The sequence below is a fragment of the Novosphingobium aromaticivorans DSM 12444 genome, assembly GCF_000013325.1.
GTDB lineage: Bacteria > Pseudomonadota > Alphaproteobacteria > Sphingomonadales > Sphingomonadaceae > Novosphingobium > Novosphingobium aromaticivorans.
On the sequence record NC_007794.1, the window covers coordinates 3,299,287 to 3,317,627 of the forward strand.

Sequence of the window (18,341 nt, forward strand, 5' to 3'; positions counted from 1 at the left end):
TGCGAAAAAGCGCTGTCCTACAAGGTCTTGCCCGGCCTAGCCTCCCGGACCATGGAATCGGCCGCGAAACCCTTGACCGGACACGAAAAGGAAAAGGGAGAAAGCCGGCCCCGACTTTCTCCCCTGGACAGTGTAAACCGTGTAAACCCCCTGGCGGGCGGAAGCGGCCGATCAGGCCGCCTTGGCCTTCACGCCGAATCGTCCGAACTTGCGGAAACGGGTCATCCAGCGGTCGAGGAACAGGCCCATCGGGCGCGGCGTCACGCCCAGCGCCTCGATCCCGGGCAGCGTGCCGGAAGCGACGTTGCCGGCCTTGAGCAGCTTCCACTGGTCGCGGCTCATCGGCGCGCCGGGCAGCCAGCCGGTCAGCGCGGCGAAAGCGCCCGAAACTTCGTCTGGCAGCTCGATCAACATGGGCGAACGGTCGGCGGCGCGGGCGATGCGGCGGTTGAGTTCGCCCATCGTCACCACTTCCGGACCGGCCAGTTCGTATGTCCTGCCGCCATGGGCGCGCGGATCGGCCAGGGCATTGGCCACCGCCTCTGCCGCATCGTCGACGAACACCGGCTGCAATTGCGCGGTCGGGCCGAACACCGGCAGCACCGGCAGCTTGGCCATCAGTCCGCCGAACATGTTGAGGAAATTGTCGTCCTCGCCGAACAGGATCGATGGGCGCACGACCGTCGCGGTCGGGAACGCGGCAAGCGCCGCCTTCTCGCCTTCGGCCTTGGTGCGGGCATATGCCACGTCCGAACCGGCATCGGCGCCCAGCGCGGAAACATGGACGAATGCCTTCGCCCCGCCTGCCTTCGCCGCCTCGGCCACGCGAGCCACGCCTTCGCCCTGAAGCGAATCGAGATCGCCGCTGAACGCGCCGACGAGGTTGACGACGGCATCGACGCCGGTCAGCGCCGCTGCCACCGTGCGCGGCTTGGTCACGTCGGTCGCAACGAACTGGATCTGGCCCAGCGTGCCCAGCGGCTTCAGCCGGAACGCGCGTTCCGGGTGGCGGCTGCACACGCGCAGCCTCGCGCCACGCGCCAGCAGTTCCTGCGCCAGATGCGTACCGAAGAAACCGGTGCCGCCCACCAGCGCCACCAGCATACCTTCCAGATCGCGCGTCCTGCCGTTTGCCATTGCCCGTATCCTGCCTGGTCGAATGAAACTGAGATATGATTCCCCCGCGTGCCCGCGGGTTCCCGAGCGCCGCCTTTGGCACAGCCGGGGGCGCGCTTTCAATGCCGAAACACCCCGGATGCCCGGACGTTGCAAAAAGACTTCGCCAAACCCGCAAAACCCCCGTTGACACCCCGCTCCCCATCCCATAGAGGCGCGCTCCTACCCGGCGAACGGCACTCAAGCCCTCGCCTCCGTGCCCAGATGGCGGAATTGGTAGACGCACCGTCTTCAGGTGGCGGCGCTGGAAACGGCGTGGAGGTTCGAGTCCTCTTCTGGGCACCATTTTTCTTGTTCGGCGATGGCCGCAACAGTTGAGTAGATCACGGAAATCTGCGGTAAAACGGCGTGGTCTGGGCGCTGCCGCGCGCCATGCGTCGCCCGCAGCCGGGCATATTTTTGGGGCCACGGTGGGGGCCATTTCAGAATGTGCCTCCGGGTATTCCACATTGCAGTTTCCGCTGCTCGGGCCTCTGCCGATCCAGTCGCCGCGCAGCACGGCGCGCTTGTGCCCAAAGGTCACGCATCATGCGCCTCGTCCGCCAGCATGCGGATGCTGATCTCCAGCATCTCGCGGTGGTCGAGTGAGCGGTGGCCGGACTTCTCCCGCGCCCAGCGCGCCCCGTACTCCCCTCGCGGTTGATCGGCTTGGAGGGTGAAGTTTCGGAACCGCAAGGAAGCCGCCCCCACGAAGCGACCGCATTCCTCGCGGAAGGGACGGTTGCGCCTTAACGGGCGCGGGTCAGGAACCTGGCTCGCAGGCGCTGGAGTTCCGCGTCGGAAAGGCCAAGGCCCGCACGGGCGTAGTTGTCGAACGAGCCGTAGGCGTGGTCGACCTCGTCGAATGCCGCCTCGATGTAGCGAGGCTGTACGGTCAGGACCGGCTGGAGATAGGCCGGGTCTATCCCGCTGCCCGATCGCGCCAGCGCTGCAAGGGTGGCCCGGTTCTTGTCGGCGAGCCTTGCATTGCTGAGCAGATAGTCCTCCATCACCGTTGCGCGCGGTACGCCGAGCAGGGTGAGGACGACAGCCGTCGCCCAGCCGGTGCGGTCCTTGCCGGCAGTGCAGTGGAACACCACCGGACCATCGGAATCGAGCATCAGCCGGATCAGCGTGGCATAGGATCGCCGCGCGCTGGGTAGGGTCACGAATTCGCGATTGGCGTCGACCAGCAACGCTTCGCCCTGTCCGCTGGCGATCTGCGCCATGGCCTGTCGCATGTCGCCGCCGAGCGACTGGGTGCTGTCGGCGGCGACATCGAGAACGAGGTGGCGCGCGCCGGCAGGCACCCGATCGGGTTCGCGGTCCCGCTCCGTCTTGGTGCGAAGGTCGACCACCACCGAGGGACGCAAACTGGCGATCGCTGCAAGGTCGGCGTCGCCAAGCCGGTCGAGCTGGTCGGAGCGGTAGGCGATACCCTGACGCACGAGTCGACCGTCCTGCGTACGGTACCCGCCGATGTCACGGAAGTTGGGCGCGCTCGCGAGGTGAAGCGAATGCTGCGAAAGCGCGGTGACGGAGCGCGCGGTGGGCGCGCTCGCGAGCCCGGTGTCGGCCAGCGGCGCACAGGCCCCCGACAGCAGCAGGGCAAGGCCCGCGACCAGCATCCGCTTCATGTTCACCCCCTCTGCGACGAGATGTTGCCGCCATCGACCACTAGCTCGGCACCGGTGACATAGCTCGCTTCCGAGGAAAGCAGAAACCGGATCACGCGGGCCACTTCCTCGGGCTGGCCTAGCCGTTCGAGAAGGATGCGCTTCTCGAAGAAGCCTTCAGGCAGCGCCTCGATCGCGGGCCGGGTCATCGGCGTGACGATCTGGCCAGGCGAGACCGAATTGATGCGGATCCCGTCGCGCGCCAGCCGGTCCGCAAGCGAGCGCACGAGCGAGAGCAGGCCGCCCTTCCCCGCAGTGTAGATCGGGTTGAGCGCATTGCCGAGCGTCGCGTTGATCGAGGTCACCGCCACGACGGCCGATCCCGGCTGGGCGGCCATGTCGGCCCGAAGCGCCTTCACCAGAAACGCGAAGGAGCGCAGGTGGATGGCGATACCGCTGTCCCAGCCTGCCTCGGTCAGACCGTCGATGGAATCAGTGTCCACCGTGCCGGCCGAATGGACGAGACCGCCCGGACGCCCGACCGCATCGCGCGTTTGCGAAAGGGCAGCATCGATGGCGCCGATGTCGCGCAGGTCCACCGCGACGCCGATCGCGGCAACGCCGCGCCGGGCGGCGATGTCCTGCGCGGCCGATTTCGCCGCCGCTCCGTTGATGTCCCATAGGGCGACCGGCCTGCCGACTGCGGCAAGCGCCTCGGCCGCCGCAAGGCCGATACCGGAGGCCCCGCCCGTGACGACCACGGGGCTGGAGGGCGAGGAAAGCGCGGGTGCGTAGATATCCATGGTCTCAGGCCCTCAATATTCGAAGTTCAATTCGATGCCATACGTGCGCGGTTCACCAAAGAAGGCGGCGGGCAGCCCGGCAGAAAAGTTGGCGATGTAGTACTTTGTATCCGTCAGGTTGCGGGCATAGGCGGAAAGCCGCCACTTGCCGAAGCCCACCGGGATCTCCGAAAGGCTGAGCCGCGCATTGAGCAGGCCGTAGTCGCCAACGATGTAGCGCGCATCGGTGGTCGAGGAGAATTTGCGGCTCTGCATGTAGTAGTCGACGCTTGCCGATGGGACGCCCAGCGGCGTTTCCGGCAGGGTCCATTCCGCGCCTACGGTCAGGGTGTGACGCGGCGCCTCGACGAAGTTGAAGCGCGAGGCGATGTTCGCGCCGGTGATCTGATCGGTGATCCGGCGGTAGCCGGCATCGAGGAAGGCGTAGTTGGCATTGACCGTAAGCGCCCGCGATGGCTTGGCCGTGAGGTCCAGTTCGATACCCTGGATGCGCGCCTCGCCTGCGTTGAAGATGTCGGTGACGGCGGGGTTCTCCGGATCGGACTGGATGTTGACCTGGATATCCCGGTAGTTCGCCCGGAACACCGCGACGTTGGCGCGAAGACGATTATCGAGCCAGCTGGACTTGAGGCCGAATTCGAATGAATCGAGCCGCTCCGGGCCATAGCCTTCGGCAAAACGCTCTATCGTGCTGGCCCGCAGGTTGTAGCCGCCGGTCTTGTAGCCGCGCGACCATTTTGCATAAACGTTGACGTCGCGGTTGACGTCGTATCCCAGGATCACGCTGGGGCTTACGTCGGTGAAGCTGTTGTCGCCGCGCCCCTGGGGGCGGACCGTCCTGGTGCCGTTCAGTGCGACCGACGTCTGGTCCAGCGTTGCCTTGCGGCTGTCGCGCGACCAGCGCAGCCCGCCGGTCAGATAGACCCCTGCAAGCGCTTCGGGCCGCCAGGTCATCTGCCCATAGAGTGCCCAGGCACGGTTGCGCACGGTTGCCGTGCGCAGTGTCGTCGCCCGCCCCGTCGGCACGGTGGTGTCATAGCTGAAGGCCTTCTCGTCGAAGAAATAGGCGCCCAACGTGTATTCCAGCTGGCGGTCGAGCGCAGAGCCGACGACCTGAAGTTCCTCGCTCCACTGACGCTGGTTCTGGTCGAAAGTGGTGACGAAGACAGGGAATGGCCCGGCAACGCCGGTCAGGTAGTTCTGGTTGGTGAAGTTGGCGAGCTTGCGATAGCCCGTCAGCGAGCGGATGGTGACCTCGTCCGATGCGTTCCAGCTCGCGACGAGGCTATGGCCCTGCGCGGTCACGTCATTCGCCGCAAGGTCGCGGACGGCGGGAGAGCCTGCGGTCGGTCGAACCGCCATGCGCGGGTAGTACGGCGCCGAGACCATGAACGCGGGGGTATCGGCAATGTCCGACCGGTCATAGGCATAGCGCAGCTCGAAGGACGGCGCCGGCTGCCACAGCACGGCCGCGCGATAGGCATCGCGGCGCTGATCCCCGAAACGCTCCACACCGGTACCAAGGTTGCGGACGAAGCCGTCCTTGCTGCTGTGCAGATAGGCCAGTTCCACGGCAAGGGTTTCGCCGACCGGAACGTTGACGCTCGTGCGCGAACGGAACTGGTCGTAGTTGCCGTAGGCCAGCGACTGGCGCGCGTGGAACTCGCCAAGCCGGGGCTGCCGTGCGATGTAGTTGATCGCACCGCCCGTGGCGTTGCGACCGTAGAGCGACCCCTGCGGGCCGCGCAGCACCTCGATGCGCTCGATCTCCGCGATCTCGGCCGCAAGCCCCTGCCCGCGCGCCACGTAGATGCCATCGAGATAGATCGCGACGCTGGGATCGACGGTGATCTGGTCGTCGTTGTTGCCGACGCCGCGCAGGAAGACACGCGCTGTCGTCGCGCTGTTCGGATGCGGCGTTACCTGCAGCGCGGGCACCTGCGAGCGCAGGTCGGTAAGGTCGGCAATGCCCTTCTTCGCGATGTCGTCCGCCGTCAGCGCCACGATCGAGATCGGCGTCTTCTGCAACGGTTCGGCACGCTTCTGCGCGGTCACGACGATTTCGCCAAGACCGCCGTCGGAGGGCTGGTCCTGTTCGTCCGCGGCAAGGGCGGGCGCGGCAAGGGCGGGCGCGGCAAGGGCGGGCGCGGCCGACAGCATCAGCGCGAAAAGGCTCGCAGTCTTGAGGAAAACGTGACCTGACATGATTCTCTCCCTGAAAACAGCGCTTTGCGAAGCATCTCGCGCCTCGTTTTCTACGCCTTGTTAGATTTTCTACCTTCATGTAGGTAGATTTTCAAGAGGGCTCATTCGGCGACCTGTCCGACCGGGCTTGGCAGCCGCGACGGACCGGGTAAGAGAGGAGGATTTTCGCGTTTTCGATGTCGGCAGGAGCGAACTTGTCCAACGCCTCAAGACCCGTAGCGCGCCAGCCCCGTGGCGATGCGACGCGCCACGCCATCCTGACGGCGGCCGAGACTGTGTTCGCCGACCTGGGCTACGCCGCAGCACGGCTTGAGGACGTGGCGCAGGTGGTGGGCATCCGCAGGCCCTCGATCGTCTACTACTTCCCGGGCAAGCGGCAGCTTTACGACGAAGTGGAAGCCGACATCTTTGCGGCGATGCACGCCTTCGTGGTGGAGCGCATGGCGGAAGCTTCGCGGCCGATCGACCGGCTACTCGCCATTCTCGATGCCTGGCTGGACTTCTTCGTCCAGCGACCCACGGCCGCGCGGATCATCCAGAGGCTTGTCGCCGACCCCGGCCCGCGCAGCGAGGACCCGGTGGAATTTTCCGGCACCGCACTCGCGGATTTCGAAGCCATCATCGCCTCGGGCGTGGCCGACGGCAGCTTCCGCGAAGTGCCCGCCATGCACATCCTCAACAGCGTTGCCGCCGGCGCACTGTTTTATGTCTGCAACGCCCGCCAGCTCGGCGCGGGCCGGGAATATGACCCCGCAGACCCGGCCATCCTCGCCCAGTTCCGCGCTACCCTGCACCGCCAGGCCATCGCCGCGGTCGGCCACGCGGACCAGCCCCAGGGCTGACCCCTGCCAGATGCTCGATCTCCGAGAGAGATGGAGAGCCCTGCCGGATACAAACGGGGGCCCTGCTGAAAGCGACCGCCCCTTCCCCGCCGAGCGGTATGGTTGCCTTGACCGGGTCATTCCAATCGGAGACGCGAGGCCACGCCGCCCTTCGCCCGCAGAGCAAAGGCACGGCATGACCTCGCGCGTTCCGACTTGTTTCAGCCGGGACCTCTGGCACTTGAACTGAGCACCAAGACGGTTTGCTCAGCGTGTGAGCTCGCAAGACGCGTGGCTTCGGCCTGCTGAAGCAGGCGGGCTTGTCGAGTGAGCTCGTATTCATTCGTCGCAAAGATGAGATTGGCTTGGAATACCTGCCCCCGAACTACATTATCCGGTAGCGGATGCAGGTTACGCAGCAAATGTACTGCACGAACCGACGGCGCATCAAATCGACTGTTGCTGTGATTGATGACAACAATATTCGTTGGATTTCCGTCAGGGCCGCATTCAAACCTTACTGACGCGAAACCTGATGTTGGCGTGTTTGGATACCCCAGATTGTCGGAGAGATCGTCGCTCACCCGTTCAATCCAGACATCTCTCGAGTGCCTTTCGGCGTAGACGGTGTGGCCGTTCTGAGCGAAAACGGAGCCTTGGCCGGTGGCCAAGAGAGCAGCCAGTGCGAATTTCACGATATTTTTCATAGCGCCTGCCTCCTGAGTAAGAAGGATCGGCCATGCTGAGGCACCCGCACGAATTGCGACCGTTATATTTGCGATTGCAACGAAAGCCGATCAGGAGGGCGAGCGGTCTGCGGACGCGAGCTTTCCCAGGAGGGAATAGCCCACATATGGTTAACAGAGTCAAACGGGTAACGGGCTTACGCCAAATTACTTCATTTATTTCGAGGAATAGTTATATTATATTTTAAAATATAATTTTTATTATAGTAATTTATTTTAAAATTACATAGCGTTGGATTATTTTAATGGGCGCGAAGTCGCATAAATGCGACTCGTATCGCGATCCGGTGGTTAAGGCATTTCGACAGCGGCAAGATCTCTCACCCTTCGCGCGTTGCAGGAGATCGAGGAGCGCACCAAGATCGGGACCGTCGAACCGAACCGGTTCCACCACTGCCGCACGGCCATCATGCAGAACCAAGGCGAGTGCCGCCGTCAGGATCGGCGCCGCACGGCTACTGCGCTTTCATGCATTTGCACGATGTGCCGAATGCGAAACGCGCGCACATCAGGTCTGCAAACGCAATCAAGTAGAGAGGAAGCTGGTGATGGGCTTTGAGGTCCGCGCGCTGGATGGCAGTTTCGGCAGAGAGATTGTTGGCCTGGATATTTCAGCCGCGATTGCGCCTGACGTTGCCGTCGCGCTGAAGCAGGTGTGGTTGGATCACGGCGTACTGGTGTTTCGCGGCATCGGCACATCGCCCGAAGTGCAACTGGAACTGAGCCGCTGCTTTGGCGAACTTGAGCCGCACCCGATCGAGAAATTCCGGCTGGACGGCTATCCGGAATTGATCCTGCTGACGAACGATGGCGGGCCTGTCGGCCCGGTCTATGACTTTGCCGGTGTTGCCACGACCCAGCGGATTCCCTGGCATACCGATCTGGCGTTCACGACCACACCCAATGCCGGCGCGCTTCTGCGCATGGTGCGCAAGGTTGAAACTGGCGGCCAGACCGGCTGGCTGGACACTGCGGCAGCCTATGACGAACTGGATCAAGCCACCAAGGACGAGATCGCCGACCTTGAGGCAGTGTACCTGTTTCGTGCGGGGCTCGAGGAAATGCGCTTCAACCGGCCGGATGGGAAGCGCTTGTCACCTCGCAAGGACAATTATCCCGATTTCCCGCCGGTCGCCAACCCGCTGGTTTGGACTCATCCCGAAACCGGGCGAAAGGTGCTGAACCTCAGCACACTGAACATCGAGTACATCGTCGGCCAGCGCGACGAACAAGGGGACGCGCTGATCCGCCGTTTGATCGATCACGCGTTGCAGCCTCGTTTCCAGTACGTCCACGAGTGGGAAAACAACGACATGGTGCTGTGGGATAACCGGCGCACGATGCATGCCGCGTTCGGCCATCCCGTCGATCAGGTCCGGGTCGTTCATCGCACCACGATCAAGGGCAACGTGGCGATGGGCAGGGTCATGCCGGAAGCCGCCGAAGTGGGAGCCGGGGCGTGAGCGCGTTCGACATCGTCCTTCGCGAGGGCACCGTGGTTGATGGGACCGGCGCCGACCCATTCGTGGCCGATGTCGCGATTTCAGGAGGACGGATCGCAGCGATCGGACCGAACCTGTCGCGCGGCACGACGGAGATCAACGCGAGTGGCCAGATCGTCACGCCCGGCTTTGTCGATCTTCACACCCACTATGACGGACAGGTCACATGGGATAACCGCCTGGCGCCGTCGTCGTATCATGGGGTGACGACGGCCGTGATCGGCAATTGCGGGGTCGGCTTCGCCCCGTGCCGCCGCGATGCGGCATCCCGCGATGCCATGGTCCGCCTGATGGAAGGGGTGGAGGACATCCCGCACCCGGTCTTGACCGAAGGCCTGCCGTGGACCTGGGAAACGTTCCCCGACTACCTCGATTTCCTCGCTTCGCGCACATACGACATCGACGTTGCCGCCTATGTTCCGCACGCACCGCTGCGAGTGTACGTGATGGGGCAGCGTGGAGCTGATCGCGAACCGGCTACGCAAACCGACATTGCGGAAATGTGCCGCCTTCTGGAACAGGCGCTCGACCGGGGCGCACTGGGGATCGCAACGTCGCGCAGTCTCTTCCACCGCTCCAGCGACGGTACGGCAATCCCAACCTACCAGGCTGCTCAGGCCGAACTGATGGCCTTTGCAGAAGTCCTGCGTGCCAAGGGCAAAGGCGTGTTCCAGATCGTCGAGGATATCCATGTCCCCGGCGCCAGTCTGGACAACATGCGAGAGCTGGCCCGCACATCCGGCCGGCCACTGACCTTCTCCATCGGCACCGGCAATACCGGGCCCTATGGCTATCCGCGTCTTCTCGACGAACTGGCCGCGGCGAATGCCGAGGGGCTGGTAATGAAGGGCCAGCTGATGCCCCGCGGAATCGGGATGATCCTGGGTTTCGAGCTGACTTTGAACCCGTTCTATACGACGTCCACCTTTGCGCGGCTCGCGCCACTGCCACTTGCGGAGCGCCTGGAGCAACTGCGCCGTCCCGAAATCCGTGCTGCAATCCTTTCCGAACCGATGGATCCGGATCCGGCTCTGGTCCTGGGCCGCGCGGTGCGCGATTTCGATCACATGTTCCTGCTCGGCGATGATCCGGATTACGAGCAGCCGCCGGAACGCAGTATTGCGGGTCGTGCCCGGGAGGCCGGAATTACACCGGAGGAACTGGCCTACGACGTGATGACGGAGGGCGAAAGCGGCGGCTTGCTCTACCTTGCAATGGCCAATTATGCCGATGGGAGCCTTGATGCGGTAGGCGACATCCTGTCGCACCCGGACGTGGTGCTGGGGCTGGGCGATGGCGGTGCCCATGTCGGCACGATTTGCGATGCGAGCTATTCGACATTCGCGCTTTGCCACTGGGCGCGAGACCGGCAGCGCGGACGAAAGACAGTGGCTGACATGGTTCACCGGATGACCCAGGCAACGGCCCGAGTGATCGGACTGGAAGACCGCGGGGAACTCGCCGTTGGCAAGCGGGCCGACATCAACGTGATCGATTTGGCACAGCTGGCGCTTCGCCCGCCACAGGTTTGCCATGATCTGCCTGCCGGTGGGCGCCGCCTGATCCAGCGTGCGACCGGCTATAGTCTGACAATGCTAGCGGGAGAGATTGTCCTGCGCGATGACGAGCCGACCGGTCTGTTGCCCGGTCGTCTGATCCGCGCGTCCTGAATTTGACTGCAATCACCTCCTGGTCGTCGAGGGCACCTCCCCGCTACGCTGGGTCAGCGTGGCGGCGGAACTCAGCAACAGGCGCACCAGATCACCCTGCCGGTTGGTTCCGGTTTTCGCGAACACGGCCTGGAGCTGGGAACGCACGGTGTTGCGGCTGACCCCCAACTGCAGCGCGGCCTCTTCGGTGCTGAGGCCATCAGCGAGCAACTGGGCCAGCCGGGCTTCGGCCGGGCTGAGGCCGAACAGTTGCTCCAGATCTGGACTGGCCAGACCGAGCCGCCGCGCCGGGTCGCGCAGGATAACCGTGGCGGTCCGGCGCAGTGGCGCGGATACCGGACCGAATGGCGGCCCTGGACGGACCATCACTGTGACAGGCAGAGGATGATCGTCACGCAGCAGCGCAAATGCGGCATAACAACCTGGAACGGCATCGTTCGCGCTTTGCTGCTCGGACTTTTCACGGATGTGTCGAAGCAGTAGCTGCTGGTCGGTCTGGCGCTGGGCATGCAACTGCCCGCCATGAATATGCAATACGTGTGTTTGGGCCATGATCGCCTCGGCCGCCGCGTTGACCGTGACCACAGACCCCGCACTGTCAACCAGGATCACTCCCACGCCGCTGGTCTCAAGCACGTACTCGGCAATTCTTCGCTGTCGCTCGCTCTCGCCAATCGCGAGATAAAGCCGGACAACTCGCTGCAACAGCGGGAGCAGCGCCAGCAGGACCTCCTGCCAATCCGCGACCAGCATGGCTGCACCAGAAGCCTGGGTCGAACAGATCATCCAGACGGATCGGTCACCATCGAACCGCAGCCGCAGCACGACATGCTCGCCCGCAGGACAATTCTCGTTGCGCCCGACAAGAATCTGCGGACGGTCGAAGTCCACGTCGGCGAAAGTCTCAAGCTCGATCAACCGGGCGAAAGGCTCGGCTTCCTGACCATCGGGAACGAGAACAGCGCTGTCGGTCGCCTTGTGCCCGCGCGAAGAGATTACAAACGCGGCTGCATCCGCTTTCAGTCTCCGGGCGATCCGGATCAGAAAGCTGCTCCAAAGTGGCCGCTCGGCCAGGCCGCTGAAAAGCAGGTCAGCAAGGTCCTCAACGTCGTCGGGCAGGGGCCTTCCGGACAGAAGGGGAAGATCGGACATGAGATCGTGAGTAGTCTCCCGAAAATTGCCCGGCAAGCAGTATGCGTGCTGCCCAGCCTGGCCATTGCGACACGACAGAAGCGCAGGGAATCGTAGGTGCCGCTCGACCATCGCCGCAGCCGCCACTTTTGTTCGCGGCGCATCGCGACGTGAGCCTCGACATTAAACAAGACATAACGTAGCGTTTAGAGCAAGGGTGCGTTGAGACGCTCCTGCCCTTGTGCCGGCGTTCGGACCGAAGGGCGCCTGAACCTGGAAGGAAACATGAATGCTCGACACCGAAACCTCTGACAGCTTCGGGTACTGCGCGGCACGCGCTGCCGGCGGCCTGTTGTTCTGCTCAGGGCAGATCGGTTTGGAAGCCGATGGCAGCGTTCCCGAAGCGGCGTCGCGCCAGTTCGACATGGCATTCGCAGCTCTGGCCGAAACGCTGGAGCAGAATGGCTGTGCAACGTCCGACATCGTTGACCTGACGAGCTTCCACGTTGGCTATCCCGCACACATGGAAGAATTCGCGAAGGCAAAGGCGGCCTTCCTCGACGGCGCGACCTGTTGCTGGACGGCAATCGGGGTAGCCAGCCTAGGCTATCCCGGCTCTCTGGTAGAGATCAAGGCAGTCGCCACACGACCTGTAGCAACAAGTCAGAACGCATGAGGCCGTGGCAATGACCACCGACACCAAGGCAATGCTTTGGGCGGCGCGCTACGCGCGAGCCGCGCCTTGTCATTTCCGCGTCCACAAGAGCTTTGAATCGTGCACCCTTGCCGCGAACGTGGCGCAAGGCTTGTTGTTCTGATCGCCAATGATGACACCGGACTAGCCCGCGCTTTGAACCGCCAAGGCCCATGAGTTCCTATTTGCGAGATAGCTCTTCAAGCGCATCAACCGCCTTAACGCAGAAATGACCAATATTGTGCAATGTAGTCACCACTGGCTGACCGCCCATGGCTGGTGCGCTAAGTGCAAATCCCAAACGGGCACTGAGACGTCCTGAGCCGATGCTCTCCACCCGGCCGGGGGCGAGGACCCGCAAAAGCTCCACTTTCTCGACACGACCCCATTGAGGCATCACTGCCTGAATACCAACTCCAAGCCCATCATCGCGTGTTACCGCAATCTGATCGATTGTGAGTTCTCTAGGGCGCAGACCTATCGGCACTAAATCTAGGTGCTTGTCTTTTGCAGCTAGCTTACTGAGCGAATAGAGATGACCGTTCCCGCCATCCCGCCAGGGTTTGAAGCTCTTCACCAAGCTTCGGATTTCTTGATCGGCACCTTGCATCCGACCTTTGACTTGATTGTCCCAATCACGCTCATTGCCTGCGAAAAGAAACGACGATTTTTCGACCAACTTCTGATCGGTCTGCCCGCGCGCAATGCAGGCTTGGCAGACGCCAATGTCAAGTGAGGCGCGCATAGCTCCGAGTATGTCGCCAACAACTGCTGACAGTCGAGGTGGCGGCAGAGCTTTGATGACAGCAAAAACAACGGTGTCGCCGCTGTCCTGCCTCTCAAACTCCAATGTTAGCGGGTTCTCTCCCACGAACGCCGATTCGAGTCTTGAAAGCTCGACCAAAAGCTCACGAGCCCTTTCAAGCTTTGTTCTCGCTCCGTCGAAGGGGTTCAAAAAGACCAAGCGTTACCTTGCACGTTACCTAGACGGGAAATGCAAAAGCTATAACAACTCTAAACCATTGATTTTTGGTGAGCCCTGCTGGGTTCGAACCAGCGACCTACTGATTAAAAGTCAGTTGCTCTACCGACTGAGCTAAGGGCCCGCCCGAGTTCGCGCTGGTGCGCGCGGCGTGGCGCGTCACCTAGGGTGCGGGGGGCGGCGGGTCAAGGGGCGGGCAAGGCGGGCGGCGAGATGGCGGATGGTCAGACCCGTCAGGGGATCGCGCCAGTCGGGGGCAATTTTCGCGGCCGGCGCGAGGACGAAATCGCGCTTGCGGAATTCGCGGTGGGGAATGACCAGCGCCTCGTCCGCCCAAAAGCCGCCCGACCACAGCACCACGTCAAGGTCGAGCGTGCGCGAGCGCCAGCGCTGGCCTTGCCGTCGCCGGCCGAAGCGACGTTCGACCTGTTGCAGGAGTTCGAGAAGTTCGGGCGGGTCGAGATGCGTGGAAATCACGGCCGCACCGTTCGCATACTCGCGCAGCGACGGCCCGAGAGGGCGGCTGCGCAGCGTCGGGCTGACCGCCTCGACAAGGACCCCTTCACCGCGCAGTTCGTCCACCGCTGCCCGCAGGATCATGGACGGCAGGCCATGACGGGGGTGGCGCTGATTTGATCCCAGCGCGATGAGATATCGGTTCACTTGTCCTCGGCGAGGCGCGCATAGAGCTGCGGCCGGCGGTCGCGGAAGAAGCCCATGCCGGCACGGTGCCTTGCCGCACGCGCCAGGTCGATCGTGGCGGTGAGCACGCCGGTCTCGGCGGCGCCGAACTCGCCCAGGAAATCGCCCCATTCGTCACTGATGAAGCTGTGGCCGTAGAACTTCTGGCCATCTTCCGTGCCAATACGGTTGGCGGCGATCACCGGCATGCAGTTCGACACCGCATGGCCCAGCATTGCCCGGCGCCACATGCGGCTGGTGTCGAGATCGGCGTCATAGGGTTCCGACCCGATGGCGGTGGGGTAGAACAGCAGTTCCGCGCCCATCAGCGCCATCGCGCGCGCGCATTCCGGATACCACTGGTCCCAGCAGACGCCCACGCCGATGCGCGCGCCGAACACGTCCCACACCTTGAAGCCCGTATTTCCAGGGCGGAAATAGTACTTCTCTTCATAGCCCGGGCCATCGGGGATGTGGCTCTTGCGATAGATCCCCATGACTTCGCCGTCCGTGCCGATCATCGCCAGGGTGTTGTAGTAGTGGTGCCCGTCGCGCTCGAAGAAGCTCGTCGGGATGGCGATGCCATGCGCCTTGGCCAGCTTGCGCATCTCGCGGACCGAAGGGTCCTCGTCCAGAGTATAGGCAAGGCCGAACAGGCCCTCGTCCTCGACCTTGCAGAAATAGGGGCCCGCGAACAGTTCGGGCGGCAGGACGATCTGCGCACCGCCGCGTGCGGCCTCTTCGACCAGGGCGGCGACGGCTGGGATGTTCTCGGCTTCGCCTCCCCCGAGAGGGAGCTGCAGGGCGGCGACGGTGATCTCGGTCATGGCAGCCGAACTAGGCCCCCCGCCTTGCCAATTCAACCGTTGCCGTTCCGAATCACGGGCGCTTGCGGAACAGCAGCGTCATCCGGTCGCTTTCGCCAATAGCACGGAGCCGGGCCTTGTCCGCCTCGTCCTTCGCCCCGCTCAGGCTTGGCGGCAGGGTCCACACGCCCTCGGGCCAGTTGGCGGGATCGGCGGCATTGGCATTGGCCTCGCTCCGCCCGACGAAGGAGAAGCCGTTCACTTCCATGAACTTGATGACATCCGCCTCGCGCAGATAGCCCTTCGAGCCATCGGTGAAGGCAAAGGGCGCGTCGGGCCGGGCGCGGTGCTGTTCGATGCCGATCATCCCGTCCGGCTTGAGCAATTCACGCATGCGCCTGATCTCGTGGTCGGCGATGTTCCAGCGCAGCAGGTTGTGCATCATGCGCATCACCAGGATGCGGTCGAACGTCCCCTTTTCGCGTTCCGGCACGGCATCGAGGGGATAGGCGGCGAAGCGATCCGCTGGCTGGCCGGACCAGGCCGCCACTTCTGCAGGATACTTCGCGGCGCCTTCGCGGATGCCCTTCTGCGCCTCGGCAGAGAAGGCGCCGGTGGTGGGATCGAAGTACAGGCCGACGAGCTTGCCCTTGGGTCCGAGATAGAGCCCGAGCAGGCGCGAGTACCATCCGCCGCCGGGTGCATATTCGCCGACCTTCATCGTCGGCGCGACCTGGAAGAAGGCAAGCGTCTCGTCGGGCTTGCGATACTTGTCGCGGGCGCGGTCCTTCTCGCGCAGGGGATCGGCGACGGCTGCGGCCAGCGCGGGGTCGATGGCTGCCGCGTGCCCGGCGTGGTCCGCGTGCTGCGCCACGACCGGCGTGGCCGGCAGAGCAAGAACGGCAAGCAGGGCGAGGACTCTACGCATCCGGCGATTCTCCTTGGGCAACCGATGACAAGCGCGGGGCGCCTGCCTATCTCTGGGCGATCCAAGGAGAATAAGACGCATGAGCGAACAAGCAACGGCCATCCTCGCGGGCGGATGCTTCTGGTGCACCGAAGCGGTCTTTCGCGACGTGATCGGGGTCAGCAACGTCGAGAGCGGCTATATCGGCGGCACGGTCGAGAGCCCGACCTACAAGCAGGTCTGCTCCGGCAGCACCGGCCATGCCGAAGCGATCCGCGTGACCTTCGACCCGCAGGTCATCGGGTATGGCCAGATCCTCGACATCTTTTTCGCGACACACGATCCGACCCAGCTCAACCGCCAGGGCAACGACATCGGCACCCAGTACCGCTCGGCCCTGTTCCCGCTGGACGACGAACAGCGCAGCGAGGCCAAAGCCGCCATTGGACGCGCGCAGCCCGACTGGCCGCGGCCCATCGTGACGACGATCGAAGGCCCCGCCACATGGTATCCGGCCGAGGACTATCACCAGGAATACTGGGAAGGCGAAGGCCAGCGGAACCCCTACTGCCTGGCGGTGATCCCGCCCAAGCTGATGAAGTTGCGCAAGAGCTTCGCCAACAAGGTGAAGGCCTAGCCCTTCACCCAGCGGGCGGCGAAGAAACCGTCGATGCCGCCCGCATCGGCAAGCATCCCGGGGTCGGAACGGAACCAGCCGTCCGCCGCCTTCAAACCCCCGGGCAGTTCGTCGTCGCCTATCGGCAGGGGAGCGAGGCCGGTGAAGGCGGCGGCCTGCGCCTCGCCTTCCTCCGGCTCGAGCGAGCAGACCGCATAGACCAGCCGCCCGCCCGGCGCGAGCCAGCCTGCCGCGCGTTCGAGCATCGCCTTCTGCAAGGCGACAAGCTCGTCGATTCCGGGATTGCGGTGCAGCACGTCGGGATGACGGCGGCAGGTCCCGGTGGCGCTGCACGGCGCATCGAGCAGAATGGCGTCGAACTTCACCTCGGGCTGCCACTTCAGCGCATCGGCGACCACCACCTCGGCCTCGAGCTGGCTGCGCTTCAGGTTGTCCTCGAGGCGCTCCACCCGGCGCGCGGACTTGTCGAGCGCGGTCACCGACCAGCCAGCGGCAGCAAGTTGCAGGGTTTTCCCGCCCGGCGCGGCACAGAGGTCGAGCGCACGGCGCCCCTCTCCCGCGCCAAGCAGACGGGCGGGGACGCTCGCGGCAAGGTCCTGCACCCACCAAGCGCCCTCTGCGAACCCCGGCAGCGCCTCGATCGCGCCAGCGCGGGCGATGCGCACATGCCCCGGGGCAAGCGACATGCCGCCGAGCCGCTCCGCCCACTGCGCGGTTTCGGCCGGGTCTCGCAGCGTAAGGTCGAGCGGCGGCGGTTCGGCAAGACCGCGCGCGATGCCGTCAACGCGGTCCGGCCAGGCGGCCTGCCAGCGTGCCGCGACGGCCGGCGGCAGCGTGGGCGCCTCGGGCAGCCTGGCATCGCCCTTGGTCACCGCCGAGAACACGCCATGCGCAAGCCGGCGCGGCCCGCCCATGAGCAGCGGCAGGCCGGTCGCCACCACCGCGTGCCCCGGCATATCGAGCCGCAGCGCCTGCGCCAGCATGATGCGAAGCACGCTGCGCGCCTTTGCGTCCTCGGGCAGGATCTGCCGCGTCGCGCCGTCGATCAGCGCGTCGAGGTCGGCCATCCAGCGCAGCGCTTCCTGGGCAATTGCGAGGGCAAGGGCGCGGTCGGCGCCGCGCTCGATCCCGCGCAAGACCGGCGGCGCGGCCTGGTCGAGCGGATCGCCCCGGCGCAGCACCGCATCGAGCAGGCGAAGGGCGGCACGGCGGGATGCGACGCCGGGAATGTCGTCGGGTGTGTTGGAACGGGCCATGCGCGCCTATCGCCTGCGCTGCCCCAAATGGCAATTGCGCTTCGCATCGGGAAAGCCCATCTGCACTGGCATGGACAAGCTCACTCCCCGCGCGACCCGGCGTCCGGCGGACTTCACGCGCCCCACGCACTGGACCAACGAACCCGTTCCGGCCCCGAAAGCCGTCGAGCGTGGCGACGATCCGGACGGCCTCGATCCCACACGCTTCGGCGACTGGGAAAAGAACGGCATCGCCATCGACTTCTGAGCGGCGACTTCCGAGCGGCTTCAGCCCTCGACCACCTGCGCCTTCGGGTGATGCCGGTCGAGATGCTTGCGCAGGATCCTGAGATTGCGCGAGTTCGAGCGGAAGAACAGGTCGAAGGCGTCGCCAACCAGTGGCACCGCCCCCAGCGCCGTATCGAACGCGACGTTCGCGCCCATGCGCCACAGCTTCCACTTCGGCAGGCCAAGGTTGCGCGCCTCCCAAACGATATAGGCGCCCATCGCCGCCGTGAGCACGTCGCCCAGCACGGGGACGAGGCCGGCAACGGCGTCGAGACCGACGTCGCGGCGGATGAGCGGGATGGTGAAGCTGCGCTCAAGCACGCGCTCGAGCATTTCCACGCGCTGGCGGACCGATGCCGGATCGTTGCCGATGCCCGGGATCTCGGGCCTCATCCGTTCGGGCCGGCGGGCCGAGGACGACGGGGTCGGGGAAACGGGTACGGCGACGTAGGTCTTGTCCAT

Annotated in this window: 19 protein-coding genes and 2 tRNA genes; 8 read left to right on the plus strand and 13 right to left on the minus strand. The window is 64.4% G+C overall.

The window, feature by feature from the left end; translation table 11 throughout:
* Positions 1-171: 171 nt before the first annotated feature.
* A complete protein-coding gene (locus SARO_RS15645; protein WP_041550510.1) occupies positions 172-1,137 on the minus strand; it encodes a complex I NDUFA9 subunit family protein in 966 nt (321 codons plus the stop codon).
* Between the two features lie 237 nt (positions 1,138-1,374).
* Between SARO_RS15645 and SARO_RS15650 the strand changes: the two genes are divergently transcribed.
* Positions 1,375-1,461, plus strand: a tRNA-Leu gene (locus tag SARO_RS15650).
* A 443-nt stretch (positions 1,462-1,904) separates the two neighbouring features.
* Here SARO_RS15650 and SARO_RS15655 read toward each other — a convergent pair.
* Genes SARO_RS15655 through SARO_RS15665 form a run of 3 tightly spaced genes read right to left on the minus strand, consistent with a single transcriptional unit; the run spans position 1,905 to position 5,779 of the window.
* A complete protein-coding gene (locus tag SARO_RS15655; RefSeq protein ID WP_011446721.1) occupies positions 1,905-2,792 on the minus strand; it encodes a tyrosine-protein phosphatase in 888 nt (295 codons plus the stop codon).
* A gap of 2 nt (positions 2,793-2,794) precedes the next feature.
* Positions 2,795-3,574: an SDR family NAD(P)-dependent oxidoreductase gene (locus SARO_RS20860; protein WP_011446722.1), complete on the minus strand. Its 780-nt coding sequence runs from the start codon at positions 3,572-3,574 to the stop codon at positions 2,795-2,797.
* Between the two features lie 12 nt (positions 3,575-3,586).
* The gene (locus SARO_RS15665; protein WP_011446723.1) at positions 3,587-5,779 is read right to left on the minus strand and encodes a TonB-dependent receptor; all 2,193 of its coding nucleotides are present in this window, start codon (positions 5,777-5,779) and stop codon (positions 3,587-3,589) included.
* Positions 5,780-5,973: 194 nt separating this feature from the next.
* On the opposite strand from SARO_RS15665, the gene SARO_RS15670 reads away from it, so the two are divergent.
* Positions 5,974-6,621 (plus strand): TetR/AcrR family transcriptional regulator, encoded by a 648-nt coding sequence (locus SARO_RS15670; protein WP_011446724.1) that lies wholly within the window; start codon positions 5,974-5,976, stop codon positions 6,619-6,621.
* 200 nt (positions 6,622-6,821) lie between these two features.
* Here SARO_RS15670 and SARO_RS21255 read toward each other — a convergent pair whose 3' ends face one another.
* Positions 6,822-7,307 carry a hypothetical protein gene (locus tag SARO_RS21255; RefSeq protein ID WP_011446725.1) on the minus strand — a complete coding sequence of 162 codons (486 nt, stop codon included), beginning with the start codon at positions 7,305-7,307 and terminating at the stop codon, positions 6,822-6,824.
* A gap of 284 nt (positions 7,308-7,591) precedes the next feature.
* Between SARO_RS21255 and SARO_RS20340 the strand changes: the two genes are divergently transcribed.
* Both SARO_RS20340 and SARO_RS15680 read left to right on the plus strand, forming a co-directional pair.
* Positions 7,592-8,809, plus strand: a complete 1,218-nt coding sequence (locus SARO_RS20340) for a TauD/TfdA dioxygenase family protein (protein WP_083760918.1) — start codon at positions 7,592-7,594, stop codon at positions 8,807-8,809.
* Positions 8,806-10,518 carry an N-acyl-D-amino-acid deacylase family protein gene (locus SARO_RS15680; RefSeq protein ID WP_011446727.1) on the plus strand — a complete coding sequence of 571 codons (1,713 nt, stop codon included), beginning with the start codon at positions 8,806-8,808 and terminating at the stop codon, positions 10,516-10,518. The genes SARO_RS20340 and SARO_RS15680 overlap by 4 nt, the downstream gene beginning before the upstream one ends.
* 12 nt (positions 10,519-10,530) lie before the next feature.
* Here the strand turns inward: SARO_RS15680 and SARO_RS15685 are convergent, their stop codons facing one another.
* Positions 10,531-11,670 carry a helix-turn-helix transcriptional regulator gene (locus SARO_RS15685; RefSeq protein ID WP_041550512.1) on the minus strand — a complete coding sequence of 380 codons (1,140 nt, stop codon included), beginning with the start codon at positions 11,668-11,670 and terminating at the stop codon, positions 10,531-10,533.
* A gap of 268 nt (positions 11,671-11,938) precedes the next feature.
* Here SARO_RS15685 and SARO_RS15690 point away from each other — a divergent pair, with 268 nt between their 5' ends.
* On the plus strand, positions 11,939-12,325 hold the full coding sequence (locus SARO_RS15690) for a RidA family protein (protein ID WP_011446729.1): 387 nt from the start codon (positions 11,939-11,941) through the stop codon (positions 12,323-12,325).
* A 10-nt stretch (positions 12,326-12,335) separates the two neighbouring features.
* Complete coding sequence (locus SARO_RS21620; protein WP_256325477.1) at positions 12,336-12,467, plus strand: hypothetical protein; 132 nt, start codon at positions 12,336-12,338, stop codon at positions 12,465-12,467.
* 57 nt (positions 12,468-12,524) lie between these two features.
* On the opposite strand, the gene SARO_RS21260 is transcribed toward SARO_RS21620, so the two are convergent.
* The 5 genes from SARO_RS21260 to SARO_RS15715 form a co-directional block, all read right to left on the minus strand.
* Entirely contained in the window at positions 12,525-13,307 is a 783-nt protein-coding gene (locus SARO_RS21260) for a hypothetical protein (RefSeq protein ID WP_011446730.1), read from the minus strand.
* Positions 13,308-13,373: 66 nt separating this feature from the next.
* A tRNA-Lys gene (locus SARO_RS15700) sits at positions 13,374-13,449 on the minus strand.
* Between the two features lie 35 nt (positions 13,450-13,484).
* Complete coding sequence (gene folK / locus SARO_RS15705) at positions 13,485-13,925, minus strand: 2-amino-4-hydroxy-6-hydroxymethyldihydropteridine diphosphokinase (protein ID WP_234007373.1); 441 nt, start codon at positions 13,923-13,925, stop codon at positions 13,485-13,487.
* 59 nt (positions 13,926-13,984) lie between these two features.
* On the minus strand, positions 13,985-14,833 hold the full coding sequence (gene aguB / locus SARO_RS15710) for an N-carbamoylputrescine amidase (RefSeq protein ID WP_011446732.1): 849 nt from the start codon (positions 14,831-14,833) through the stop codon (positions 13,985-13,987).
* Positions 14,834-14,885: 52 nt separating this feature from the next.
* On the minus strand, positions 14,886-15,740 hold the full coding sequence (locus SARO_RS15715) for a class I SAM-dependent methyltransferase (protein ID WP_011446733.1): 855 nt from the start codon (positions 15,738-15,740) through the stop codon (positions 14,886-14,888).
* Between the two features lie 79 nt (positions 15,741-15,819).
* On the opposite strand from SARO_RS15715, the gene msrA reads away from it, so the two are divergent.
* Entirely contained in the window at positions 15,820-16,356 is a 537-nt protein-coding gene (gene msrA / locus SARO_RS15720) for a peptide-methionine (S)-S-oxide reductase MsrA (protein ID WP_011446734.1), read from the plus strand.
* Here msrA and SARO_RS15725 read toward each other — a convergent pair.
* Positions 16,353-17,612: an RsmB/NOP family class I SAM-dependent RNA methyltransferase gene (locus SARO_RS15725; RefSeq protein ID WP_011446735.1), complete on the minus strand. Its 1,260-nt coding sequence runs from the start codon at positions 17,610-17,612 to the stop codon at positions 16,353-16,355. The genes msrA and SARO_RS15725 overlap by 4 nt on opposite strands.
* 70 nt (positions 17,613-17,682) lie before the next feature.
* On the opposite strand from SARO_RS15725, the gene SARO_RS15730 reads away from it, so the two are divergent.
* A complete protein-coding gene (locus SARO_RS15730) occupies positions 17,683-17,859 on the plus strand; it encodes a DUF1674 domain-containing protein (RefSeq protein WP_143004939.1) in 177 nt (58 codons plus the stop codon).
* A 20-nt stretch (positions 17,860-17,879) separates the two neighbouring features.
* Here the strand turns inward: SARO_RS15730 and SARO_RS15735 are convergent, their stop codons facing one another.
* Positions 17,880-18,341 carry a DUF4112 domain-containing protein gene (locus SARO_RS15735; RefSeq protein WP_407667756.1) on the minus strand — a complete coding sequence of 154 codons (462 nt, stop codon included), beginning with the start codon at positions 18,339-18,341 and terminating at the stop codon, positions 17,880-17,882.